Origin of the sequence: Roseisolibacter sp. H3M3-2 (assembly GCF_029211165.1) — a bacterium.
Classification (GTDB): Bacteria; Gemmatimonadota; Gemmatimonadetes; order Gemmatimonadales; family Gemmatimonadaceae; genus Roseisolibacter.
This window is the reverse complement of the sequence record NZ_JARGEK010000039.1, coordinates 1-20,684: the sequence shown is the minus strand read 5'-3', so window position 1 is coordinate 20,684 and position 20,684 is coordinate 1. Positions and strand designations below refer to the sequence as shown.

The 20,684-nt window shown below is 75.3% G+C and carries 14 protein-coding genes and 1 pseudogene; 5 read left to right on the top strand and 10 right to left on the bottom strand.

Annotated elements, in window-relative coordinates; translation table 11 throughout:
- Positions 1 to 51: 51 nt before the first annotated feature.
- From PYV61_RS05700 to PYV61_RS05690, 3 genes are read right to left on the bottom strand one after another with little or no spacing between them, the layout of a single operon-like run.
- A complete protein-coding gene (locus tag PYV61_RS05700) occupies positions 52 to 1,233 on the bottom strand; it encodes a zinc-dependent alcohol dehydrogenase (RefSeq protein WP_275829211.1) in 1,182 nt (393 codons plus the stop codon).
- Between the two features lie 24 nt (positions 1,234 to 1,257).
- A complete protein-coding gene (locus tag PYV61_RS05695) occupies positions 1,258 to 2,319 on the bottom strand; it encodes an SRPBCC family protein (RefSeq protein WP_275829209.1) in 1,062 nt (353 codons plus the stop codon).
- A gap of 29 nt (positions 2,320 to 2,348) precedes the next feature.
- Positions 2,349 to 3,092, bottom strand: coding sequence for a type 1 glutamine amidotransferase domain-containing protein (locus PYV61_RS05690; RefSeq protein WP_275829207.1), 744 nt, complete (start codon positions 3,090 to 3,092; stop codon positions 2,349 to 2,351).
- A 189-nt stretch (positions 3,093 to 3,281) separates the two neighbouring features.
- On the opposite strand from PYV61_RS05690, the gene PYV61_RS05685 reads away from it, so the two are divergent.
- Entirely contained in the window at positions 3,282 to 5,789 is a 2,508-nt protein-coding gene (locus tag PYV61_RS05685; RefSeq protein ID WP_275829205.1) for a PAS domain S-box protein, read from the top strand.
- A 19-nt stretch (positions 5,790 to 5,808) separates the two neighbouring features.
- Here the strand turns inward: PYV61_RS05685 and PYV61_RS05680 are convergent, their stop codons facing one another.
- A complete protein-coding gene (locus PYV61_RS05680; RefSeq protein WP_275829203.1) occupies positions 5,809 to 6,570 on the bottom strand; it encodes a response regulator transcription factor in 762 nt (253 codons plus the stop codon).
- Positions 6,571 to 6,812: 242 nt separating this feature from the next.
- Here PYV61_RS05680 and PYV61_RS05675 point away from each other — a divergent pair, with 242 nt between their 5' ends.
- Entirely contained in the window at positions 6,813 to 7,088 is a 276-nt protein-coding gene (locus PYV61_RS05675; protein WP_275829202.1) for a DUF2934 domain-containing protein, read from the top strand.
- Entirely contained in the window at positions 7,085 to 8,251 is a 1,167-nt protein-coding gene (locus tag PYV61_RS05670) for a hypothetical protein (RefSeq protein ID WP_275829200.1), read from the top strand. The genes PYV61_RS05675 and PYV61_RS05670 overlap by 4 nt, the downstream gene beginning before the upstream one ends.
- A gap of 100 nt (positions 8,252 to 8,351) precedes the next feature.
- On the opposite strand, the pseudogene PYV61_RS26595 reads toward PYV61_RS05670, so the two are convergent.
- Both PYV61_RS26595 and PYV61_RS05655 read right to left on the bottom strand, forming a co-directional pair.
- Positions 8,352 to 9,788 (bottom strand): annotated as a pseudogene (locus PYV61_RS26595) (ATP-binding protein); the annotation flags it as partial.
- Positions 9,789 to 9,803: 15 nt separating this feature from the next.
- Positions 9,804 to 10,478 carry a PAS domain-containing protein gene (locus PYV61_RS05655; protein WP_275829198.1) on the bottom strand — a complete coding sequence of 225 codons (675 nt, stop codon included), beginning with the start codon at positions 10,476 to 10,478 and terminating at the stop codon, positions 9,804 to 9,806.
- A 336-nt stretch (positions 10,479 to 10,814) separates the two neighbouring features.
- Between PYV61_RS05655 and PYV61_RS05650 the strand changes: the two genes are divergently transcribed.
- Positions 10,815 to 12,374, top strand: coding sequence for an aminotransferase class V-fold PLP-dependent enzyme (locus tag PYV61_RS05650; RefSeq protein ID WP_275829195.1), 1,560 nt, complete (start codon positions 10,815 to 10,817; stop codon positions 12,372 to 12,374).
- A gap of 19 nt (positions 12,375 to 12,393) precedes the next feature.
- Here PYV61_RS05650 and PYV61_RS05645 read toward each other — a convergent pair whose 3' ends face one another.
- Both PYV61_RS05645 and PYV61_RS05640 read right to left on the bottom strand, forming a co-directional pair.
- Entirely contained in the window at positions 12,394 to 15,162 is a 2,769-nt protein-coding gene (locus PYV61_RS05645; protein WP_275829193.1) for an ABC transporter permease, read from the bottom strand.
- A gap of 89 nt (positions 15,163 to 15,251) precedes the next feature.
- Entirely contained in the window at positions 15,252 to 15,587 is a 336-nt protein-coding gene (locus PYV61_RS05640) for a PadR family transcriptional regulator (protein WP_275829191.1), read from the bottom strand.
- A 236-nt stretch (positions 15,588 to 15,823) separates the two neighbouring features.
- Here PYV61_RS05640 and katG point away from each other — a divergent pair, with 236 nt between their 5' ends.
- Complete coding sequence (gene katG / locus PYV61_RS05635) at positions 15,824 to 18,091, top strand: catalase/peroxidase HPI (protein ID WP_275829175.1); 2,268 nt, start codon at positions 15,824 to 15,826, stop codon at positions 18,089 to 18,091.
- 56 nt (positions 18,092 to 18,147) lie between these two features.
- On the opposite strand, the gene PYV61_RS05630 is transcribed toward katG, so the two are convergent.
- Both PYV61_RS05630 and PYV61_RS05625 read right to left on the bottom strand, forming a co-directional pair.
- Positions 18,148 to 20,088 carry a hypothetical protein gene (locus tag PYV61_RS05630; protein ID WP_275829173.1) on the bottom strand — a complete coding sequence of 647 codons (1,941 nt, stop codon included), beginning with the start codon at positions 20,086 to 20,088 and terminating at the stop codon, positions 18,148 to 18,150.
- A gap of 2 nt (positions 20,089 to 20,090) precedes the next feature.
- Positions 20,091 to 20,684: protein phosphatase 2C domain-containing protein (locus PYV61_RS05625; RefSeq protein WP_275829171.1), on the bottom strand; the 594-nt coding region annotated here is incomplete at its 5' end.

Below are 20,684 nucleotides of genomic sequence, written 5' to 3'. Positions count from 1 at the left end.
GGCTACTTCCGCCACTGCGGCTACGGCCGCTACGCCGCGCCGTGATCTGCTCTAGGCCTTCAACACGACCTTCTCGCAGCCGTCCTTCTTGTTGACGAACATGTCGTACCCCTTCGGCGCGTCGGCCAGCGGGAGGACGTGGCTGATGACCATCGTCGGGTCGATCTCCCCGCGCTCGATGCGGCCGAGCAGGGGCTTCATGTAGCGCGGCACGTGCGTCTGCCCGGTCTTGATCGTGATCGCGCGGTTCATCAGGGCGCCCAGCGGGAACTTGTCCACCATGCCGCCATAGACGCCGATGATCGAGACCGTGCCGCCGCTGCGGCACGCCAGGATCGCCTCGCGGACCGCGATCGGTCGGTCGACCTCGAGCTTGAGCGCCTGCTTCGTGCGGTCGTAGGCGTAGGCCAGCCCCGGCGCGTGCGCCTCCATCCCCACCGCGTCGATGCACTTGTCGGGGCCGCGGCCGCCGGTCAGCTCCTTCAGCGCGTCGACGACGGTGGTGCCGTCGAGCTGCTCGTAGTTGATCACGTCGGTCGCGCCGGCCCGCGACGTGGCCCGCTGCAGCCGGTAGTCGAAGCGGTCGATCGCGATCACGCGCTCGGCGCCCAGCAGCTTCGCGCTGGCCATCGCGAACAGCCCCACCGGCCCCGCCCCCCACACCGCGACCACGTCGCCCGGCTGGATGTCGCACATCTCCGCCGCCATGTAGCCGGTGGGCAGGATGTCCGACAGGAAGAGCACCTGCTCGTCCGTGAAGCCGTTCTCGATCTTGAGCGGCCCCACGTCGGCGTACGGCACGCGCGCGTACTGCGCCTGCCCGCCCGCGAACCCGCCCGTCAGCCGCGAGTAGCCGAAGAAGCCGCACAGCGGGTGGCCGACGAGGGCCTCGGAGACCTGCGGGATCGGGTTCGAGTTCTCGCAGCACGAGTACGCCTCGGCGCGGCAGGCGTTGCACACCCCGCAGGAGATCGTGAAGGGGACGACGACGCGGTCGCCGACCCGGAGGTTCTTCACCGCGCGCCCCACCTCGACCACCTCGCCCATGAACTCGTGGCCGAGGATGTCCCCCTTCTCCATCGTCGGCATGAAGCCGTTGTAGAGGTGGAGGTCCGACCCGCAGATGGCGGTGCTCGTGATCTTCACGATGCAGTCGCGCTGGTTGAGGATCTGGGGATCGGGGACGTCGCGGACCTCGACGTGCTGCGTGCCCATCCAGCAGTTCGCCTTCATGTCATCCTCCTGTGGTTGGGCGGGTCAGGCGCGCGGCATCGCGCTGGACGGGCGGGGCTCGCCGGGCGGCGTGCTCGAGGCGCGGTCCAGGTTGCTCGACGTCGTGGCCGCCGCGTCGGCCGACCGCTCGGCGAGGATCGTGTCCTCGCGGTCGTACAGCTGGGGCGCCGGTCCCTCGGGCGGGTGGGCCGGATGCAGCCCGCTGGCGATCGACGCCTCCGAGTAGAGGACCTCCCCGACCTCCAGCACCTGCTTGAAGCGGCGCAGGTCGCCGTCCACCTGCTGGCCCGGCTCGTCGCCGAACAGCTTCGCGACGAGGGCGCCCAGCTTGCCCGCGGGCGGGTCGTAGCGCAGGTCCACGTGGATCTCGGTGCCGCGCCCGCCCGCCGCCGGGACGAACCGCACCACCCCCGCGTTGGGCACGTCGGCGCCGTCGACCGAGCGCCACGCGATCCGCTCGTTCGGCCGGTCCTCCGTGGTCTCCGCGTCCCACTCGACGCTCGTCCCGGCCGGGGCGTTCGCCTTCCAGTGCGACCGCCCGCCGCCGGTCACCTGCACCGACTCGAGGTGCTTCATGAAGCGCGGCAGGTTCTCGAGGTTCCGCCAGAAGGCGTAGACCTCGTCGGCCGGCCGGTTCACGGTGACGCTCTTCCTCACGCGCATGCCGTGGTGCTGCTTCGCGTCGGCTGCCGTCGTCATCGGTTCTCTCCGTGTCGTGGTGAGGCGCCGGGCGCAGTACACGTCGAGCGCGGTGATCCCGAGCAGCGCGGCCAGCGTGGTCGCCGCCCGGGGACGGTCGCTGTCGTCCGAGGTCATCGCGTCGCCGACCAGCGCGAGGTCCATCGCGTCGCCGGCGACCCGCGCCCAGGCCCACTCCGCGGGCCGGGGCCGCGTCAGGAGGCCCACGCCGGCCGCGATCTCGCGCACGCCGATCGCGCGCATCGTCGCCGTGCTCTTTCGGTCGGGGGCGACGCCGACCATCCGGTTCATGCGCCGCGGGGCCGCCAGCTGCGCGACGCCCAGCCCGATGCTGAACCACCCGAGCGCCCTCGCGAGCCCCTCGCCGTCGTCGTGTCGCGCTGCCATCGGTCCCTCCGGAGTGGGTGCCGCCTCGTTCACCGCCCTCGCCACGCCTGCCGCGCCACGTAGCCGACCGTCGCCGCCGCGACGCCGCCGGCGAGGAAGCGCTGCCACGATCCGTCGCCCGACACCGCCCGCGTCGCGTGGCCCGAGCGGCCGGCGCGCCGGGCGAAGTGCTCGACGATCGCCTTGTCGAAGGCGTGCAGGTCCTGCGGGCCGCGGCTGGACACCCAGTTGCCGTCGCGCACGACCTCGGAGTCGACCCACACGCCGCCCGCGTTGCGCACGTCGTCCTTGATGCCCGGCCACGACGTGAGGCGCCGCCCGCGGACGAGCCCCGCCGACACGAGCACCCACGGGCCGTGGCAGATCGTCGAGATCGGCTTGCCGTCGGCCTCTAACGCCTGCACGAACTCGAGCGCGTGCTCGCTCTGTCGCACGAAGTCCGGGTTGATGAACCCGCCGGGGATGTGGAGGCCGTCGTAGCGCTCGGGGTCTGCGGTGACGACCGTCCGATCGACGCGGAGCTTCTTCCCCGGGTAGAGCAGGTTCATCGCCCGGATCGACCCCGGGCGGAGCGACACGATCTCGATCTCCGCGCCGTGCCGCTCGAGCGCCCTGACCGGCCGCGTCACCTCGACCTGCTCGACGCCGTCCGCCGCCAGCACGGCGATGCGCACCCCGTCGAGCTCCTGGCTGTCGAACATCTCGTAGCCCTCCTGCGAGTCCTGAGGCGGCGTCGTCTGCGTCGGCGGCGGGGCGTCGCGCGACGGCGGCACACCGCGGCGCCGCCCGGACCCGGGAGCCTATGCGCCCCCCCCTGCGCGCGCTGCCGGGCGACCGCGAGGCGCGTGGTTCGCGGTTGCCCGACAGGCCGGTGGCGCGCGACGTGCCGCACGCCAGCGTTGCAATGGTTGGGATACCATCGTGGAACCACAGCCCCGCCGATCGCCGCGGAGACCGCCGTCGTGCACCACGCCGAGACCGCCGGGAGCGCACGTAGCCCGGGCGAGCACGAGAGCACGGACGGCCGCGCGGGCGGGGACGCGGCGGCCGTGCCGCACCACGATCCGCTCGACAGCATCAGGGAGGCCTGCCAGATCTTCTCGCCGGACTGGCGCGTGCTCTACCTCAACCGGGCCGCGCGACGCGTGTACGCGGATGCGGGGACGGATCCGGAGCGGATGATCGGCGGGGACTTCTGGGACGAGCCGTGCCCGGAGCGCCGCGACCGCGCCGCCGCGGGGCAGATGCGGCGGGCGATGGCCGAGCGCGTCCCGGTCGACTTCGAGCACCACTGGGCGTCGCGCGACCGCTGGTACGCCTTCCGGCTCGACCCCCTGCCCGACGGGGGCCTGGCCTGCTTCTTCCGCGACGTCACCGCCCAGAAGCGGTCGGAGGAGTCCCAGCGGCGCCTGCAGCGCGAGCGCGACGCCGCTCTCGCGCGGCTGCGGCTGCAGTTCGAGCGCGTGCCGCTCGCGTGCATCGTGTTCGACGCGGAGCACCGCATCGTCGACTGGAACCCGGCGGCGGAGGCGATCTTCGGCCACCGGCGCGAGGAGGCCCTCGGCCAGGACGGGCCCACGCTCCTGCTCCCGGGCGGCGCGCGCCCGCCGCTCGACGGGATCCTGCACCGCCTCGCGGCCGGCGACATGGCGGCGCACTCGGTGAACGAGAACGTCACGCGCGACGGCGGGATCATCGTCTGCGAGTGGCACAACACGCCGCTCCGCGGCGCCGACGGGGAAGTCGTCGCGCTGCTGTCGATGGTACAGGACATCACCGAGCGCGTGCGCTCGGACGAGGCGCTGCGGGCGAGCGAGCGGACACTCGCCGCGGAGCTGGCGGCGATGGCACGCCGCCAGGAGGTGAGCACGCGCCTCGTCGGCGCCGAGGGCGGGACGCCGCTGCTCGAGGAGATCGTCGACGCCGCGATCACCATCACGGGCGCCGAGCGCGGCGTCATCCAACTCCTCGACCCCGACGGCGTCGGGCTCACGCTCGTCGCGAGCCGCGGCTTCGACGCGGCCTTCCGGGAGCGCTTCCGGCACCTGCGCGGCGTGCGCACCGCCTCGACGGAGGCCGCGCGGACCGGCGAGCGCGTGGTGGTGGAGGACGTCGCGCGCGCGGCGGGCGTGCGCGCCGTGCAGTCGACGCCGCTGATCACGCGCTCCGGGCGCCTCGTCGGCGTGCTCTCGACGCACTACCGCGAGCGCGGCCGCCCGGCGGAGCGCCACCTCCGCGTCGTCGACCTTCTGGCCCGCCAGGCCGCGGACTGGATCGAGCGCACGCAGGCCGAGGAGGCCGTCCGCGAGAGCGAGGAGCGCTACCGCGCCCTCGTCTCCCAGGTGCGCGACTACGCCATCTTCTCCACGGACGCGCGCGGCGTGATCACGACGTGGAACGAGGGCTGCCAGCACGTGCTCGGCTACGCGCGCGACGAGTTCGTGGGCCTCGACCTGGCCGCGCTGTTCACGCCGGAGGACCGCGCCGACGGGGTGCCGCGTCGGTACCGACGGCGGATCGCCGGCGGGCATGCCGTCCAGGACGAGCGCTGGATGGTCGCCGGCGGCGGGCGACGCTTCTTCGCGATGGGGGTCGCGACGGCGCTGCGCGACGCCGCCGGGCGTTCGCTCGGCGCCAGCGTCGTGCTGCGCGACGTGACGCGGATGAAGCTCGCGCGGGACGCGCTCGCGGACCGCGGCGACCGCCTCGAGCGGCTGGTGAGCGAGCGCACCGACGCGCTGGACCGGGCGAACGAGCGGCTGCGCGCCTCGGAGCGCATGGCGTCGCTCGGCACGCTCGCCGCGGGGCTCGGGCACGACCTCGGCAACCTGCTGCTCCCGCTGGAGGCGCGGCTGCAGCTGCTGGAGCGGGCGGCGCTGCCGGCCGAGCTGCGCGAGCACGTCGTCGGCATCGCGAGCTGCGTGGCGTACCTCCAGCGGCTCTCGGGCGGTCTGCGGCTCCTCGCCGCCGACCCCGCCGACACGCGCCTCGCCGAGCCGACGGAGCTCGGGACGTGGTGGGCGGACGTCGGCCGGCTCCTGCAGAACGTGCTGCCCCGCGGCGTCGCGTTCGAGAGTCGCATGCCGGCCACCGAGAGCTGGGTGGCGATGGGCCGCACCGGCCTGACGCAGGCGGTGTTCAACGTGGTGCAGAACGCGGCGGACGCGCTGCGCGGGCGGGCGGCCGGCCGGGTCGGCGTCCACGTGGAGCCCGGGCCCCGCCCGTCGACGGTCGCGATCGACGTCACCGACGACGGGCCGGGGATGACGGCCGACGTCCTCCGCCGGTGTACCGAGCCGTACTTCAGCACGAAGCCGCGGGGGGACTCCACCGGCCTCGGGCTGGCGCTCGTGCGCGGGCTGGCGACGGCTGCCGGCGGCGAGCTGACGATCGCGTCGACCCCCGGCGCGGGCACCGCGGTGCGGCTCGTGCTGCCCGGCGCGATCCTGCCCGAGCGCCGGGCGCCCTGAGGGCGCTACGCGCCGAGCGCTACGCGCCGAGGATCTCCGCCTCGATCGCGAACCGCACGTACTCGGTGCGGTGCTGCAGCCCGAGCTTGTCGTGGATGCGGTGCTTGTAGGCGTCCACGGTCTTGGTGCTCACGCCGAGCTGGCGCGCGATCTCGGCGCCGCTGTACCCCTCGGCGACGAGGCGGAGCACCGTCGCCTCGCGGTCGCTCAGCGTCCGGAACCGCTCGTGCGCCGTCACGGCCGTGCCGTGCGGCGACACCGCGGCCGCCAGCAGCCGGGCGACCGCGGGCCGCACGTACACCTCCCCCGCGGCGACCACGCGGATGGCCTCGACCAGCTCGCGCGACGCCGCCGCCTTGGTGAGGTAGCCGCGCGCCCCGCCCGCGAGCAGCGGCACGAGCCGCGTCTGCTCGGGGTACATCGTGAGGATGAGGACGTGCGCCTCCGGCACCTGGCGCCGCAGCTCCGCGAGCGCCGACTCGCCGTCCCCGCCCGGCATGTCGAGGTCGAGGACGACCACGTCCGGCACCACGCGACGCGCGAGCTCCAGCGCCGCGTCGCGGCACTCCGCCTCCCCGACGACGACGATGTCTGGGGCCGCCTGGAGCAGCACGCGCACGCCCTCGCGGATCAACGTGTGATCGTCGACGAGGATGACGCGGATGGTCTCGTCCCGGACGGGGACGCCGCGGACCGCGTACGATCGCGCCGCGAGAGCCGCCCCCAGCTGCGCCAGGACGTGCGCGGGGCCGCCGTCGGCGTCCCGTCCATGCGTGGTCATGACAGCGCCACTCCGAGTCTCACGCCCCGTCCGGACCGGCCGGTACTCGACCGGGGTCCGGGCTTCCGTCGACGGAAGTATCGACGACGGGCGGCGACGTCGCTACCGGGAAACCGCGAAGCCGCGGTCCGTGCCGGGCAACTCGGAGCCACCGGTTCCCGGATCCCCGGCAACGATCGCGACGCCCGCGCGCTAGAGTGCCCGGCGATCGTCACGACGGACGGACGCCAGGAGGATGCGCGATGCGCCAGACGAGCGACGAACGACGACGGGCGGCTCGCCAGACGGCCGACGGCCACCAGGCGGCGGAGCGGCCGCCGGGCGCTGAGGAAGCCGGCCCGTCGGCAAGCGCGACGGGGAGCGCCGCCGTGTCGGAGATCGACGCGGAGATCCGTCGCCGGGCGTTCGATCGCTACGCGGCGCGGGGCGACGGCCCCGGCAGCGACGTCGAGGACTGGTGCGCCGCCGAGCGCGAGGTGCATGCCGAGCGCGGGACGCCGCGGAGCGGGTCCGCGTGACGGCCCCCCTGGAACAGGCGCTCGGCGTCGGCATCCTGCTGTTATTCCTGCTCGACGTATTCCTGACCGTGCTCTACGCCCGGATCGGGACCGGCCTCGTCAGCCCGTGGATCGCGCGGCTCGTCTGGCGCGCGATGCGCGGTGTCGCGGCGCCGTTCGGCCGCCGACGTGGCGCGGTGCTGGCGTTCTGCGGGCCGATCATCCTGGTCGCGTTCGTCGTCGTCTGGACGCTGGGGCTGACGCTCGGCGCCGCGCTCCTCATCCATCCCGCGCTCGGCAGCGGCGTCCGCGTCTCCGAGGGTCCGACGCCGACGGACTTCGTGGCCGCCCTCTACGCCGGCGGGACCAGCCTGGCGATCACCGGGTCGAGCGAGTTCTCGCCGCAGACGAGCGGGTGGCGGCTCGTCTACCTGTTCCTCTCGCTCGTCGGTACGGCGGTGGTGTCGCTGACGCTGACGTACCTCATGCAGGTCTACGGCGCGCTGCAGCGGCGCAACGCGCTCGGGCTGCAGCTCCACGCGCAGTCCGGCGAGACGGCCGACGCCGCCGAGCTGCTGGCGCGGCTCGGCCCCGACGGGCAGTTCAGCGGCGGGTACAACAACCTGTCGGAGGTGGCCACGCAGCTCACCCAGGTGAAGGAGGCGCACCATCACTACCCGGTGCTCTTCTACTTCCGCTTCCAGGAGCCGTTCTACGAGGTGTCGCGCATCACCCTGCTCGCGCTGGACACGGCGACGCTCACCGGGAGCGCGCTGAGCGACGACGAGTACGGGTGGCTCCGGCGGTCCGCCGCCGTGGCCCAGCTCCGGCGCGTGTCGCTGCTGCTCCTCACGTCGCTCGAGGAGAACTTCGTGACGCACGACTCGCCGGGCGACGCGGTGCAGCCCGACGAACGCACGCAGGCGCGGTGGCGTCGTCGACATGCGGACGCGGTGGATCGGCTCCGCCAGGCGGGGATCGCGACGGTCGCCGACGAGCGTGAGGGTGCGGCGTCGTACGTGGCGCTCCGCACGGAGTGGGACGGGCACGTCGCGGCGCTCGCGCCGGCCATGCTGTACGACATGGAGGAGATCGACCCCGCCGGGTCCCGCGCCGGCGCCGCCGAGCGGCGGCCCGACTCGCCGGCACTTCGTCACCCGCCGGGGGAGCGCGTCGGCCGGTAGGCCAGACGGCCGGGGCGCCCGCGAACGTGCCGGCGCGGGCGCTCGCGCGGGTCGGGACGCGGGCCAGTGACCCCGCCGCCGGGTCGGCGCCGACGACGCCTCAGGCGCGCGGCAGCGTGAGCCTGAACGTGCTCCCCACGCCCGAGGTGCTCTCGGCGGTGAGGTCGCCGCCCATGCCGCGCGCGAGGTCGCGGCTGATGGCCAGCCCCAGCCCCACGCCCTCCTGCGTGCGCGTGAGGCGCTGGTCGGCCTGCACGAACGGCTCGAACACGCGCTCGAGCTGCTCCGGGGCGATCCCCACGCCGGTGTCGCGCACGTGCAGGTGCACCAGCGGGAGCTCGCCCCCCGCCCCGTCCTCCACCGTGCACGCCACCTCGATGCGCCCCGGGACGCCGTCGCGCGGCTGCGTGAACTTGATCGCGTTGCCCAGCAGGTTGAGCAGGATCTGCTGCACCTTCTCGCGGTCGGCGCGCACGCACAGCTCGGGCGCCGCCCCGGACCACGCGTAGCCCAGCCCCTTCGCCCGCAGCTGCGGCGCGACCAGCGTCTCCGCCTCGGCCACCGCCTCGCCCACCGGGACGTCGACGATCCGGTACGTGAGCACCCCGGCCTCGACGCGCGAGTAGTCGAGCACTCCGGCGATGAGCCCGAGCAGGTGCCGCTGGCTCTGCTGGATGCGCGCGAGTGCCGAGCGCTGCGCCTCGGTGACCGGGCCGTGGATCCCGAGCTCGATCAGCTCCGCGTAGCCCCCGATCGCGTTGAGCGGGGTGCGCAGCTCGTGGCTCATGACGGCCAGGAACTCGCTCTTCGCGCGGTTCGCCGCCTCCGCCTCGGCCTGCGCCGCCTCCGCGCGCCGCACCGCGGCCTCGCGCGCCGCCTCGGCCTGCCGGCGGTCGTCGATGTCCACGGAAGCGCCGAACCAGCGCGTGACCTCGCCCGTCGCCGGGTCCCGGAACGGCTCGGCACGAACCAGGAACCACCGGTAGGCGCCCGCCGCCGAGCGGATGCGGTGCTCGACCTCGAACACCCCGCCGGTCCGCCGCGCGGCCTCGAACCGCTCCATCGTCACCGCCGCGTCGTCGGGGTGCACGAAGTCCGCCGCGACCTGTGCGGCCGTCCCCGCCCGGTAGGCCGCCCCCGTGTAGTCCGTCCACTGCCGGTTGAAGAACTCGTTCTGCCCCTGGCTGTCGGTGGTCCAGATGATCTGCGGGACGGCGTCGGCCATGAGCCGGAACCGCGCCTCGCTCTCGCGCAGCGCCGCCTCGGCCGCCTTGCGGTCCTCGACGTCGCGGAAGTAGCACGCGAGGCCGCCGCCCACCGCGTCCGGGTAGAGGCTCACGTCGATCCAGCGGCCCACGATGGGCGAGACGGTCTCGAAGTGCGCGGGTCGGCGCTCGCGCATCACCGCGAGGTGCCGCTCATACGCCTCGCTGCCGACCGCCTGCGGGAACTCGCTCCAGTAGTGGCGGCCGAGCAGGGTCTCGCGCGGCCGGCCCCAGAGCGCCTCGGCCTGGCGGTTGACGTAGGTGAACCGGAACTCGGCGTCGACGGCCTAGAACGCGTCGCCGATGCTCTCGAGCGTGGCCGTGACGCGCGCGCGCGCCGTCTCGCTCTCGGCCAGCAGCCGCTCGCGCTCCGCGGCGGCGGCCCGGAGCTCCGCGTTCATCCGCTCGAGCGCGCGTTCCCGCTCGCCGCGCGACTGGACGTGGCGCGTGGTCTCGAACACGGTCGCGAGGATCCCCGCCGGCCGGTGCGCCTCGTCGGGGATCGCGCTGTAGGAGAAGGTGAAGTACGCCTCCTCCGACACCCCGGGCTCGCCCCGGCGCTCGGGCGTGAAGAGCTGGTCCTCGAGGAAGATCGACTCGCCCGTGTCGAGCACGCCCTGGTACATCGGCCCGATCGTCTCCCACAGCTCGGGCCAGCAGTCGCGCGCCCGCTGGCCGAGACCGGCCGGGTGCGTGGCCTGCAGCACCGAGCGGAAGGCGTCGTTGTAGAGCTGCACGAGCTCGGGCCCCCACATCACGAGCATGGGGAAGCCGGACGCCAGGCAGAGCGCCACCGCCGTGCGCAGGCTCTGCGGCCAGCCGCGGACCGGCCCGAGTGGGGTCGCCGCCCAGTCGAGCGCGCGGCAGCGCGCCCGCAGCTCGCCGGGCCCGGCGAAGAGCTGCACCGCGTCCTCCGCCGTCTCGTCCGAGCGTCGCCCGGTCGCCACCTCGCCCGCGCTCATGCCGCCTCCCTTCCTGCCGCCCCGCCCGACACGCGCCGGGCATGCCCCGGTCCGCGCGGACCGCGCAATCTCGCCGGCGGCGCCGACGAGGGGCAGCCCCGCGCGCGACCAGCGGCTCCCGCACGTTCGCGCGCGCTCGCACGATGCGGCGCATCGCGTCGGCCCGCCTTCCGCGGCGCGCCCGGGCCGGACGTGGCGCCCGCGCGCCGACCGGCTGCCGTTCCCTGGCCTCGCTCGCCGGCGTGCGCCATATTCGCGCGCCCCGAGCACGCCGCCGGCCGCGGCCAAGGTGCCGCGCGGCCGCGCCCGACCGTCCCCCACCACGCGCGCCGAGCCATGTCCACGCGAACCGAGGTCGCGCCGCCAGCGGCGGCACTCACGCCCGACGGCGCCGGGCCGCGCGAGGCCCCGCTGCGCATGAGCGCGGAGGAGTTCCGCCGCCTGGGGCACCAGCTGGTCGACGCGGCGGCGGCGTTCCTGAGCGGCGTGCCGGACGGCCCCGTCACGCGCGACGAGTCGCCCGCCGAGCTGCGGGCGCTGCTGGGCGGCGACGCCGCGCTGCCGGCCGACGGCGCGGACGCGGCGGCGCTGCTCGCCGAGACGGCGCGGCTGCTCTTCGGGCACTCGCTGCTCAACGGGCACCCGCGCTTCTTCGGCTACATCACGTCGTCCCCCGCGCCGATCGGCATGCTCGGCGACCTGCTCGCGGCCGTCGTGAACCCGAACGTCGGCTCCTGGCGCCTGGGGCCGATCGCCACCGAGATCGAGGCGCAGACGGTGCGCTGGATCGCCGAGCTGCTCGGGTACCCCGCGGACGGGGGCGGGCTGCTCGTGAGCGGCGGCAACATGGCCAACATGGTGGGGCTCTTCGCCGCCCGCGCCGCCGCGGCCGACTGGGACGTGCGCGCCGCCGGCGTCGCGGCGCCGGGCGCGCGGCGGCTGCGCGTGTACGCCTCCGCGGAGGCGCACACCTGGCTGCAGAAGGCGACCGACCTGGCGGGGCTCGGCACCGACGCCGTGCGGTGGCTCCCGACCGACGACCAGCTCCGCCTCGACGTCGGCGCGCTGCGCGCGGCGGTCGCCGCCGACCGCGCGGCGGGCGACCTGCCGATGCTGGCGGTGGGGAGCGCGGGCACCGTCGCCACGGGCGCCGTCGACCCGCTCCCCGAGATCGCGCAGGTGTGCCGGGAGGAGGGGCTCTGGTTCCACGTGGACGGCGCGTACGGCGCCTTCGCCGCCGCCGCGCCCGACGCGCCGCCCGCGCTGGCGGGGCTCGCGCTCGCCGACTCGGTGGCGGTGGACCCGCACAAGTGGCTGTACGCGCCGCTGGAGGCCGGGTGCGTGCTCGTGCGCGACCCCGCACGGCTGCGCGACGCCTTCGCCTACCACCCGCCGTACTACCACTTCGGCCAGGAGGCGACCAACTACGTCGACTACGGGCCCCAGAACTCGCGCGGCTTCCGCGCGCTCAAGGTCTGGCTCGCGCTGCGCCAGGTCGGCCGGAACGGCTACGCGCGCATGATCGGCGACGACGTCGCGCTGAGCCGCCGGCTGCACGCGCGCGTGGCCGCGCACCCGGACCTGGAGCCGGGCACGCAGTCGCTGAGCATCACGACGTTCCGCTACGTGCCCGCCGACCTGCGCGCGGGCGTGGGGACGCCCGAGGGCGAGGCGTACCTCGACGCGCTCAACCGCGCGCTCCTCGAGCGCCTGCAGACCGCGGGCGAGGCGTTCGTCTCCAACGCCGTCGTCCGCGGCCGGTACCTGCTGCGGGCGTGCATCGTGAACTTCCACACCGCCCCCGCCGACGTCGACGCGCTCCCCGACATCGTGGCGCGCACGGGGCGCGACGTGCGGGCGGCGCTCGACGCGGCCGGCGGGCGAGGCGGGCCGTGAGCGCGCGCGGCGTGCGTCGTCAGGACTGGTCCCGCAGCGCCTCCGTCGGCTGGATGCCGAGCGCCCGTCGCGTCGGGACGACGCACGCGAGCAGGCACACCCCCAGCATGAACGCCGCGTAGACCACGAGCAGCGCGACCTGCCCCGGCGAGAGCGCGATCGGCGCGTTCCGGAACTCCGTGCGGGACAGGACGTCCGCGCCGAGGTAGATGAGGGCGGCGCCCACCGCGATGCCGATGCCGACCTGCGTCAGCGGCCGCCGGAAGACCGCGGCGATGACGGTGCGCCGGTTCGCGCCGAGCGCGACGCGGACGCCGATCTCGCGCGTGCGCCGCGCGACGGTGAAGGAGAGCACGGCGTAGATGCCCGACAGCGAGAGCAGCAGGGCGACGCCCGTCATCACCAGCGTCGCACGCATGAACATCTCCCAGGTCCACACCAGGTCGTCCGCGACCCGGTCCATGCGCTGGAACTCCGAGAGCTCGAGCGTCGGGTCCAGCGCGCCGGCGATCGCGCGGACGCGCGACGCGAACGCCATCGGGTCGCCCCGCGTGTGGACCAGCATGTGGGGTGTGAAGGCGCTCCCGGCCGCGGCCGGCAGGTAGAGCCCGATCCCGGGGTCGGGCTCCTCCGCCTCGTCCATCCCGAGATCCTTCACGAGCCCCACGATCTGATAGAACGGCAGCGAATCGACCTGCGCCCCCGCGATCGGCGTCGTGCCGAGGTTGATCCGCAGCTGCCGGCCGATCGGGTCGCGCCCGAGCAGCACCTGGTCGACGAACCCCTGGTCCACGATCGCCACTCGCGCGCCGGGGGCGAGGTCGGCGGGCTGGAATCCCCGCCCCGCGAGGATCGGCGCCCCGAGCACGTCGAAGTACGACGGGTCCACGCGCGCGATCTTCGTGTAGCGGTAGGCATCCCTCCCGAGCCGGACGCCCGCCGCGGCGATGGACGTCGAGTCGTCCAGGAATACCCGGTGGTCGCCGCGTTTCGTCCGCGGCAGCCGGTCCGCGAACGTGACGCCGACCACCCCGGGCTCGGCCGCGACGCGCTGCCGCAGCGCCTCGGCCAGCGTCCCGAACCGCGCGCGGTCGGCGGCGATCAGCGTGTCACCGTCCGCCCCCGCCTCGGGCACCGCCTCCCTGCGGAGCTGCACCGTCAGGTACCGGTCGGCCGCGAACCCGACGTCGTACGTCTGGATCCGGCGCAGCTCCCGCACCTCGAGCAGGGTGATCGCCGGGAAGGCGACGGTGACCGCGACCTGCGCGACGATCACCGCCGTCCACACGCCGCCGAACCGCGCGGTGCCGCCGCCGGCGGTGCCGCCGCGCAGGCGCGAGCCGAGGTCGCGCGTGATCTTGAGGCCGGGCATCACGCCGGTGATCGCGGCGGCGAGCACGGTCAGCGCGCACGCGTAGAGCACCGTCGCCGGCGAGAGGCGCGGGTCGATCCAGAAGGGGACGTTCCGGTAGGTCGCCTCCAGGAACGGCAGCCCCACCTGGCGCAGCGCGGCGCGTGCGGCCGCGAGCCCGACGGCGGCGGCCACCCCGCCGAGCACCAGCGCCTCGGCGAACAGCTGCGCCACGATCCGGCGCCGGCTCGCGCCGAGCGCGCTCCGCACGACGATCTCGCCCTCGCGCGTCGCCGCCCGCGCGAACATCAGCAGCGCCACGTTGCCGCAGACGAGCACGAGGAGCATCAGCACGAAGGCCTGGAGCAGCCCCATGATCCCGAGCGTCTCCGCCATCGACGACCCGCCGCCGAACAGCTGCGCGTACGGCATCACCTGGGGCCGCAGGTGCCGGTGCGTGTCCGGCAGCTCCGTGGCCGCGCGCTGGCCGAGCCGCGCGAGCTCGGCGCGCGCGTCGTCGAGCGTCGCGCCGGGGGCGAGCCGCCCGAACATGGTGATGCCCGGCCCGCGCCGCGGCGCGTCGTCGCGCGCGGTCGGACGGAAGGGCGTCCACGCGTCGTGCGCGAAGGGGAACCGGAAGCCGTCCGGCATCACGCCGACCACCGTCGCGTACGCGTCGCCGAGCTGCACGGTCCGTCCGACGATCGCCGAGTCGGCGCCGAATCGCGCCCGCCACGCGTCGTGGCCGAGCACCACCACCGGCGGCGCGCCGAGGTCCTCGTCCGCCGGCACGATGGCGCGGCCCAGCAGCGGCGGCGTCGCGGCGACGCGGAACCCGGACGCGGTGATGGCCGCGATCCGCACCGGGCGGGGCTCGCCGTCACTGCCCCGCAGGTTGCGCGCGACGTCCTGCCACGCGCCCAGGTCGGTCACCGACCGCATCGCCTGGCGCCAGGCGACGAGGTCGTGCAGCGCGCGCGACTCCGCGCGGTTCGCCTGCACGTCCCAGTTCCGCAGGTGCACGATGCGGTCGCCCTGCGGCAGCGGGAGCGTGGGACTGACGAACAGCATGACCATCTCGAAGAGGACGGCGCCGACCCAGATGGCGAACGCCATCGCCAGCCCGCCGACGATCGTCAGCCCGGGGTACTTCACGAGCATCCGGCCGCCGAGCCGGAGGTCGAGGGCGAGCCCGCCGAGTCGGTCGAGCCACGCGAGCCCGCGGCCGTCGCGCATGGCGTCCCGGTGGCGCTCGGCGAGGCCGAAGGCGACGACCGCGCGGCGCCGCGCCTCGGCGGGCGCGAGCCCCTCCGCGCGCGCCAGCCGCTCGGCCTCCATGTCGAGGTGGAAGCGGAACTCCTCGTCCATGCGCGCCTCCGCGGCGCGGCGGGCGAACAGCAGGCGCAGGCGCGCGCGCGCGGCGTGGATCCAACGCATGGGGCAGCGACTCCGGTGGACGCGGGGGCGGGCGGGTTCTGTCGACGTCTAGAGGAGTACGCGCCGGCGCGCGGAAGGATTCAGCGCGCTCAGGTCGTGCGCAGGACGGCCTCGAGGCCCGCGGCGAACCGGCGCCAGCTCTCCAGCTCCGCGCCCAGCGCGCGCCGCCCGGCGGCGGAGATCGCGTAGTAGCGCGCCCGCCGGTTGTTGTCCGTGGTGCCCCACGCGCTCGTGATCAGCCCCCCCTGCTCCAGCCGCTGCAGCGCCGGGTAGAGCGAGCCCTGGTTGACCTCCAGCGCCCCGTCGGAGATCTGCTGCACGCGCTGCGCGATCCCCCAGCCGTGCATCGGCTGCAGCGACAGCGTCTTGAGCACGAGCAGGTCGAGCGAGCCGCGCAGCGCGTCGCTCTGGGAGCGGAGGGTCACGGGCGGAGTGGGAGGGGTCCGGTCGCCATGCCGCGGAAGGTGCCGCCCGCTTCTGTAGACGTCAAGAGAACGGGACGCGGTCCTCCCGGGGGCGCACTGTCTCCCGTTCCGCCGACCCTCCGGTAGAGAACGTCTATCGCCCGATATACTCCGTCGATTTCCCTGATCGCGGTCCGCCGCCTACCATGCGGCGACGACGCACCGCACCGGCAGACCGTACCCGTCAGGAGACGACGATGGACGCGAAGGGCGACCCGAAGACGCAGCAGCAGCAAGGGGGCCAGTGCCCCGTGGCGCACGGCAACGCACAGGGCAACGCGGCCGGCCACGCCGACCCGCGCGGCAACGCCCCGAAGAACGGGAGCCGCGGCCACTCGAACCGCGAGTGGTGGCCGCAGAACCTCCGGCTGGAGGGGCTGAACCAGAACGCGCCGCGCTCGAACCCGCTGGGCGCGACCTTCGACTACGCCAGGGAGTTCGCGACGCTCGACCTCGACGCCGTCGTCGCGGACCTGCACGCGCTGATGACGGACTCGCAGGAGTGGTGGCCGGCCGACTTCGGGCACTACGGCGGGCTGTTCATCCGCCTCGCCTGGCACAGCGCGGGCACCTACCGCGTCACCGACGGGCGCGGCGGCGCCGGCCGCGGACAGCAGCGCTTCGCGCCGCTGAACAGCTGGCCCGACAACGCGAACCTCGACAAGGCGCGCCGCCTCCTCTGGCCCATCAAGCAGAAGTACGGCCGCAAGCTGTCGTGGGCCGACCTGTACGTCCTCGTCGGCAACGTCGCCCTCGAGTCGATGGGCTTCCGGACGTTCGGCTTCGCCGGCGGCCGCGCCGACACCTGGGAGCCCGAGGAGATCTTCTGGGGCCCCGAGGGGTCGTGGCTCGGCGACGAGCGCTACAGCGGCGAGCGCCAGCTGCACGAGTCGCTCGGCGCGGTGCAGATGGGGCTCATCTACGTGAACCCCGAGGGGCCGAACGGCAACCCGGACCCGCTGGCCGCAGCGCGCGACATCCGCGACACGTTCGCGCGCATGGCGATGAACGACGAGGAGACCGTCGCGCTCATCGCCGGCGGGCACACCTTCGGCAAGACGCACGGCGCGGGCGACCCGTCGTTCGTCGACCCGGAGCCGGAGGCGGCGCACATCGCCGACCAGGGGCTCGGCTGGCGCAACCGGTGGGGGACCGGCGTCGGCGCCGACGCGATCACCGGCGGCCCCGAGGTGATCTGGAGCCAGACGCCCACGCGCTGGAGCAACCGGTTCTTCGAGAACCTCTTCGCGCACGAGTGGGAGCTCACCACGAGCCCCGCGGGCGCGAAGCAGTGGCAGGCCAAAAACGCGCCGGCGGACATCCCCGACCCGTTCGACCCGGCGAAGAAGCGCGTCCCGACGATGCTGACGACGGACCTCGCGCTGCGCTTCGACCCGGCGTACGAGAAGATCTCGCGGCGGTTCCTCGAGAACCCCGACCAGTTCGCCGACGCGTTCGCGCGCGCGTGGTTCAAGCTCACGCACCGCGACATGGGCCCGAAGCCGCGCTACCTCGGCCCGCTCGTCCCCGCCGAGACGCTGATCTGGCAGGACCCCGTCCCCGCCGTCGACCACCCCCTGGTCGACGACGCCGACGTCGCGGCGCTCAAGGCCAAGATCCTGGGCTCGGGGCTGACGGTGCCGCAGCTGGTCGGCGCCGCGTGGGCGTCGGCGTCCACGTACCGCGACTCCGACAAGCGCGGCGGCGCCAACGGCGCGCGCGTCCGCCTGGCGCCGCAGAACGGCTGGGAGGTGAACGACCCGCCGCGGCTCGCCAAGGTCCTCGAGACGCTGGAGACGATCAAGGCGGAGTTCGACGCGTCGGCCGCCGGCGGGAAGAAGGTCTCGCTGGCCGACCTGATCGTGCTCGGCGGGTGCGCGGGGGTCGAGCGGGCGGCGCAGGCCGCCGGCGTCGCGATCACGGTGCCGTTCACGCCGGGGCGCACGGACGCGTCGCCGGAGTGGACCGACGCCGAGTCGTTCGCCCCGCTCGAGCCGCGCTCCGACGGCTTCCGCAACTACCGCCGCAAGGGCGCGCTCCACTTCATGGCGCCCGAGGAGGCGCTGGTCGACCGCGCGCAGCTGCTGGGACTCAGCGCGCCCGAGATGACGGTGCTGGTGGGCGGGCTGCGCGTGCTCGGCGCCAACGCCGCGAACTGCACGGACGGCGTGTTCACCGACCGCGTCGGCGCGCTGACCACGGACTTCTTCGTCAACCTGCTCGACATGCGCACCGAGTGGCAGGAGACGGAGTCGGAGAACCTGTTCCGCGGGCGCGACCGCGCGACGAAGGCGCCGCGCTGGACGGCGACGCGGGTCGACCTGATCTTCGGGTCGCACGCCGAGCTGCGCGCCCACGCCGAGGTGTACGCGTGCGCCGACGCGCACGAGAAGTTCGTCGGCGACTTCGTGACCGCGTGGACGAAGGTCATGAACGCCGACCGGTTCGACCTGCCGCGCGCCTGACGCGGCGGGGCGGTGCGCGGCCCGCCGCGCACCGCCCGCCCCCGGCCCGCGGGCCGTCAGATCGCGAGCGTCCGCACCTCGCGCTCGCCCACCACCACCAGCCCGCCGCCCCCGACGAGGAGGTCGACCACGTCGTCGCCGAGCAGCGGGTCGGCGTCGGGATAGCGCGCGTCGACGGCGACCGCGCCCCCCTGCACCGCCACGCGCTGCAGGCCGTCGTCCGTGAGCACGAACAGCCACGGGCCCGCCGCGGCCATCGCGCGCACCCCGGCGAGCCAGCCCCCGTCGCCCGACTCCGCCTCGGCGCTCGCCTCGACGGTCCCGTCGCGCCGCACCACCGCGAGGCGCGCGAGCTGCCGGCCGGCCTCGACGACCTCGGTGACGAGCCACGCGCGGTCGGCGGCGACGGCGCAGCGCTCGCGCACCACCTGGCCGCTCACGCGCGGCACCCGCACGCCGTCCCGGATCCCCCCGCGCGCGGCGTCGAACACGAAGGTCACCGCGACGCGGTCGGCGCGCGACACGCCCACCCCGAAGGTCGGGCCGAGCCAGAGTCGCGTCTGCCCGCGCAGGACGCTCCCGATCACCTGCGGGCCGACGGGCCCCTGTCGGTAGAGCAGCCCGCCGTCGATCCACGCCAGCCGCCCGCCCCCCACCGCGGCGGCGCCGTCCCCGCCGGCGCCCGCGGGGTCGACGCCGACGACCGGCGCGTCCTCCGCGCCCGCGGCCATCCCGTCGCGCCCGACCACCACGGTCGCGCCGCCCGCGATGAGCGCACGCAGTCGGCCGCCCGCGCGTGCGAGCGCGGCGGGGCGCGCGACCACGCGCCCGTCCTCCCGGCGCCACTCGCCGCGCTCCTCCACCACCCACGCCGGCCGGCCGTCCGCGCCGACCGCCACCGCCACCACGCGCGCCCCGACGCCCTGCGCCCGGACGAGCGTGCGCGCCGTGACGCTCCCGCGCACGACCACCGCGGCCGGCTGCGCGGCGGCCGGGACGCCGGCGCAGCGCGGACACCGCGAGCGCGCGTGCTCCAACCCGCACGCGCCGCAGCGCCGCCACCGCTCGGGCGCCAGCGTCGCCAGCGGGAACGGCCCGCGCCAGTCGTCGGCGAACACGCGCCGGAACGCCTCCAGCGCGTCGTCGCCGAGCGTCTCCAGCGGCCGCGCCGCCTTGGGGCGCCGCACCGCCGCGTGCAGCACCGAGAGCCGCCGCAGCGGACGGGCGGGGTGCGGCACCCGGTCCTCGGGCCGCGCCGGCACCAGCACGCCGCCGTACGGGTCGACCAGCGCCAGCGTCCGGAAGAGCATCGCGGCGAACGCGTACCAGTCCGCCGTCGGCGCGTACGCGCGCACGGGCGCGGGGCGCGGGCCGGCCGGGTCGCACAGCAGCGGGTCCAGGAACCGCTCCGTGTACGCGCGGCACCGGTAGGCGCCGAACTGCGCGCTGTCGATGTCGATCAGGTGCGGCTCGAGCGCGCCGGGCCGCGCGCCGCGCGTGACGAGCACGTTCAGGTCGTTGAAGTCCCCGACGACGACGCCGCGCGCGTGGAGCTGCTCCACCGTCGCCGCGAGTCCGGCGAACAGCCCGACCAGCCCGACGGCGGTCGCCTCGCCGGGGAGCGACCCGGCGCCCTCCGCCCGCGCGGCGGGCTCGCCGAAGCGGTACAGCACCTCGGCGTCGCGCACGCGCGGCATCGCGTACCCGACCACCAGCCCGGTGCGCGCGTCGAGCGCGAGCTCCGCCGGCGCGACCACGCGCGCGGGCAGCCCCGCGGGGAGCGCGCACAGCGCGCGCAGCTTCTCCTGCTGCTCCGCCAGCCGCACGCGCGCCGCCTGCTGCAGCGCCGGCTGCCCCGCGAGGTCCGGGTGGTCCGGCGCCTTGAACACCTTCACGGCCAGCTCCGCGCCGACCGCGTAGACGTCGGCCTCCCCGCCCTTCCCGATCGCGGCCGAGGGGTCCAGCGCGGCCGTCCGCCTCCCGATGCGCACGCGCATGGTCACCGCCTCCCGTCGTCGGCGTCCGCGCCGCGGCGTCGCAGCACCACCGCCGTCGTGTCGTCGCGCAGCAGCCCGTTGCCGCGCCGCACCGCGCCCGCCCCCCAGTCGATGGACTGGTCGTCGCGCGCGAGACGCACCAGGTAGCGCCCGAGCGCGTGCGGGTTGCGGAAGAACGGCCCCGCCTCGTGCCAGCGCGCCGGCGGCAGCACCGGCTCGTCCGTCCCCGGCACGCACGCCGCGTCGCGGCCGAGCAGCTCGGCCGCGCCGTCGGTCGCCAGCAGCAGCGCGTCGACGTCGCCGGTCGGCCCGTCCCACACCACGACGTCCGACGCGGCGCCCGCGTCGCGCAGCAGTCGGTACGCCGGGTACGCCGGCGCGTTGCCCTCGGCGCGGATCACGCGCAGCTCGCCGTTGATCCCCCACACGCCGTCGCCCGCGCACAGCACCACGGTGCGCTCGCGCGTGATCACGGCGGCGACCGCCGTCGCCAGCAGGTGGTCGTGCACGGCGCGCCGCCGGGCGCCGGGGCGCGCGCCGGCCAGCGCGTCGGCCACCCCCTCGAGCGACGCGACCGCCTCCGCGAGCGCGCGCGC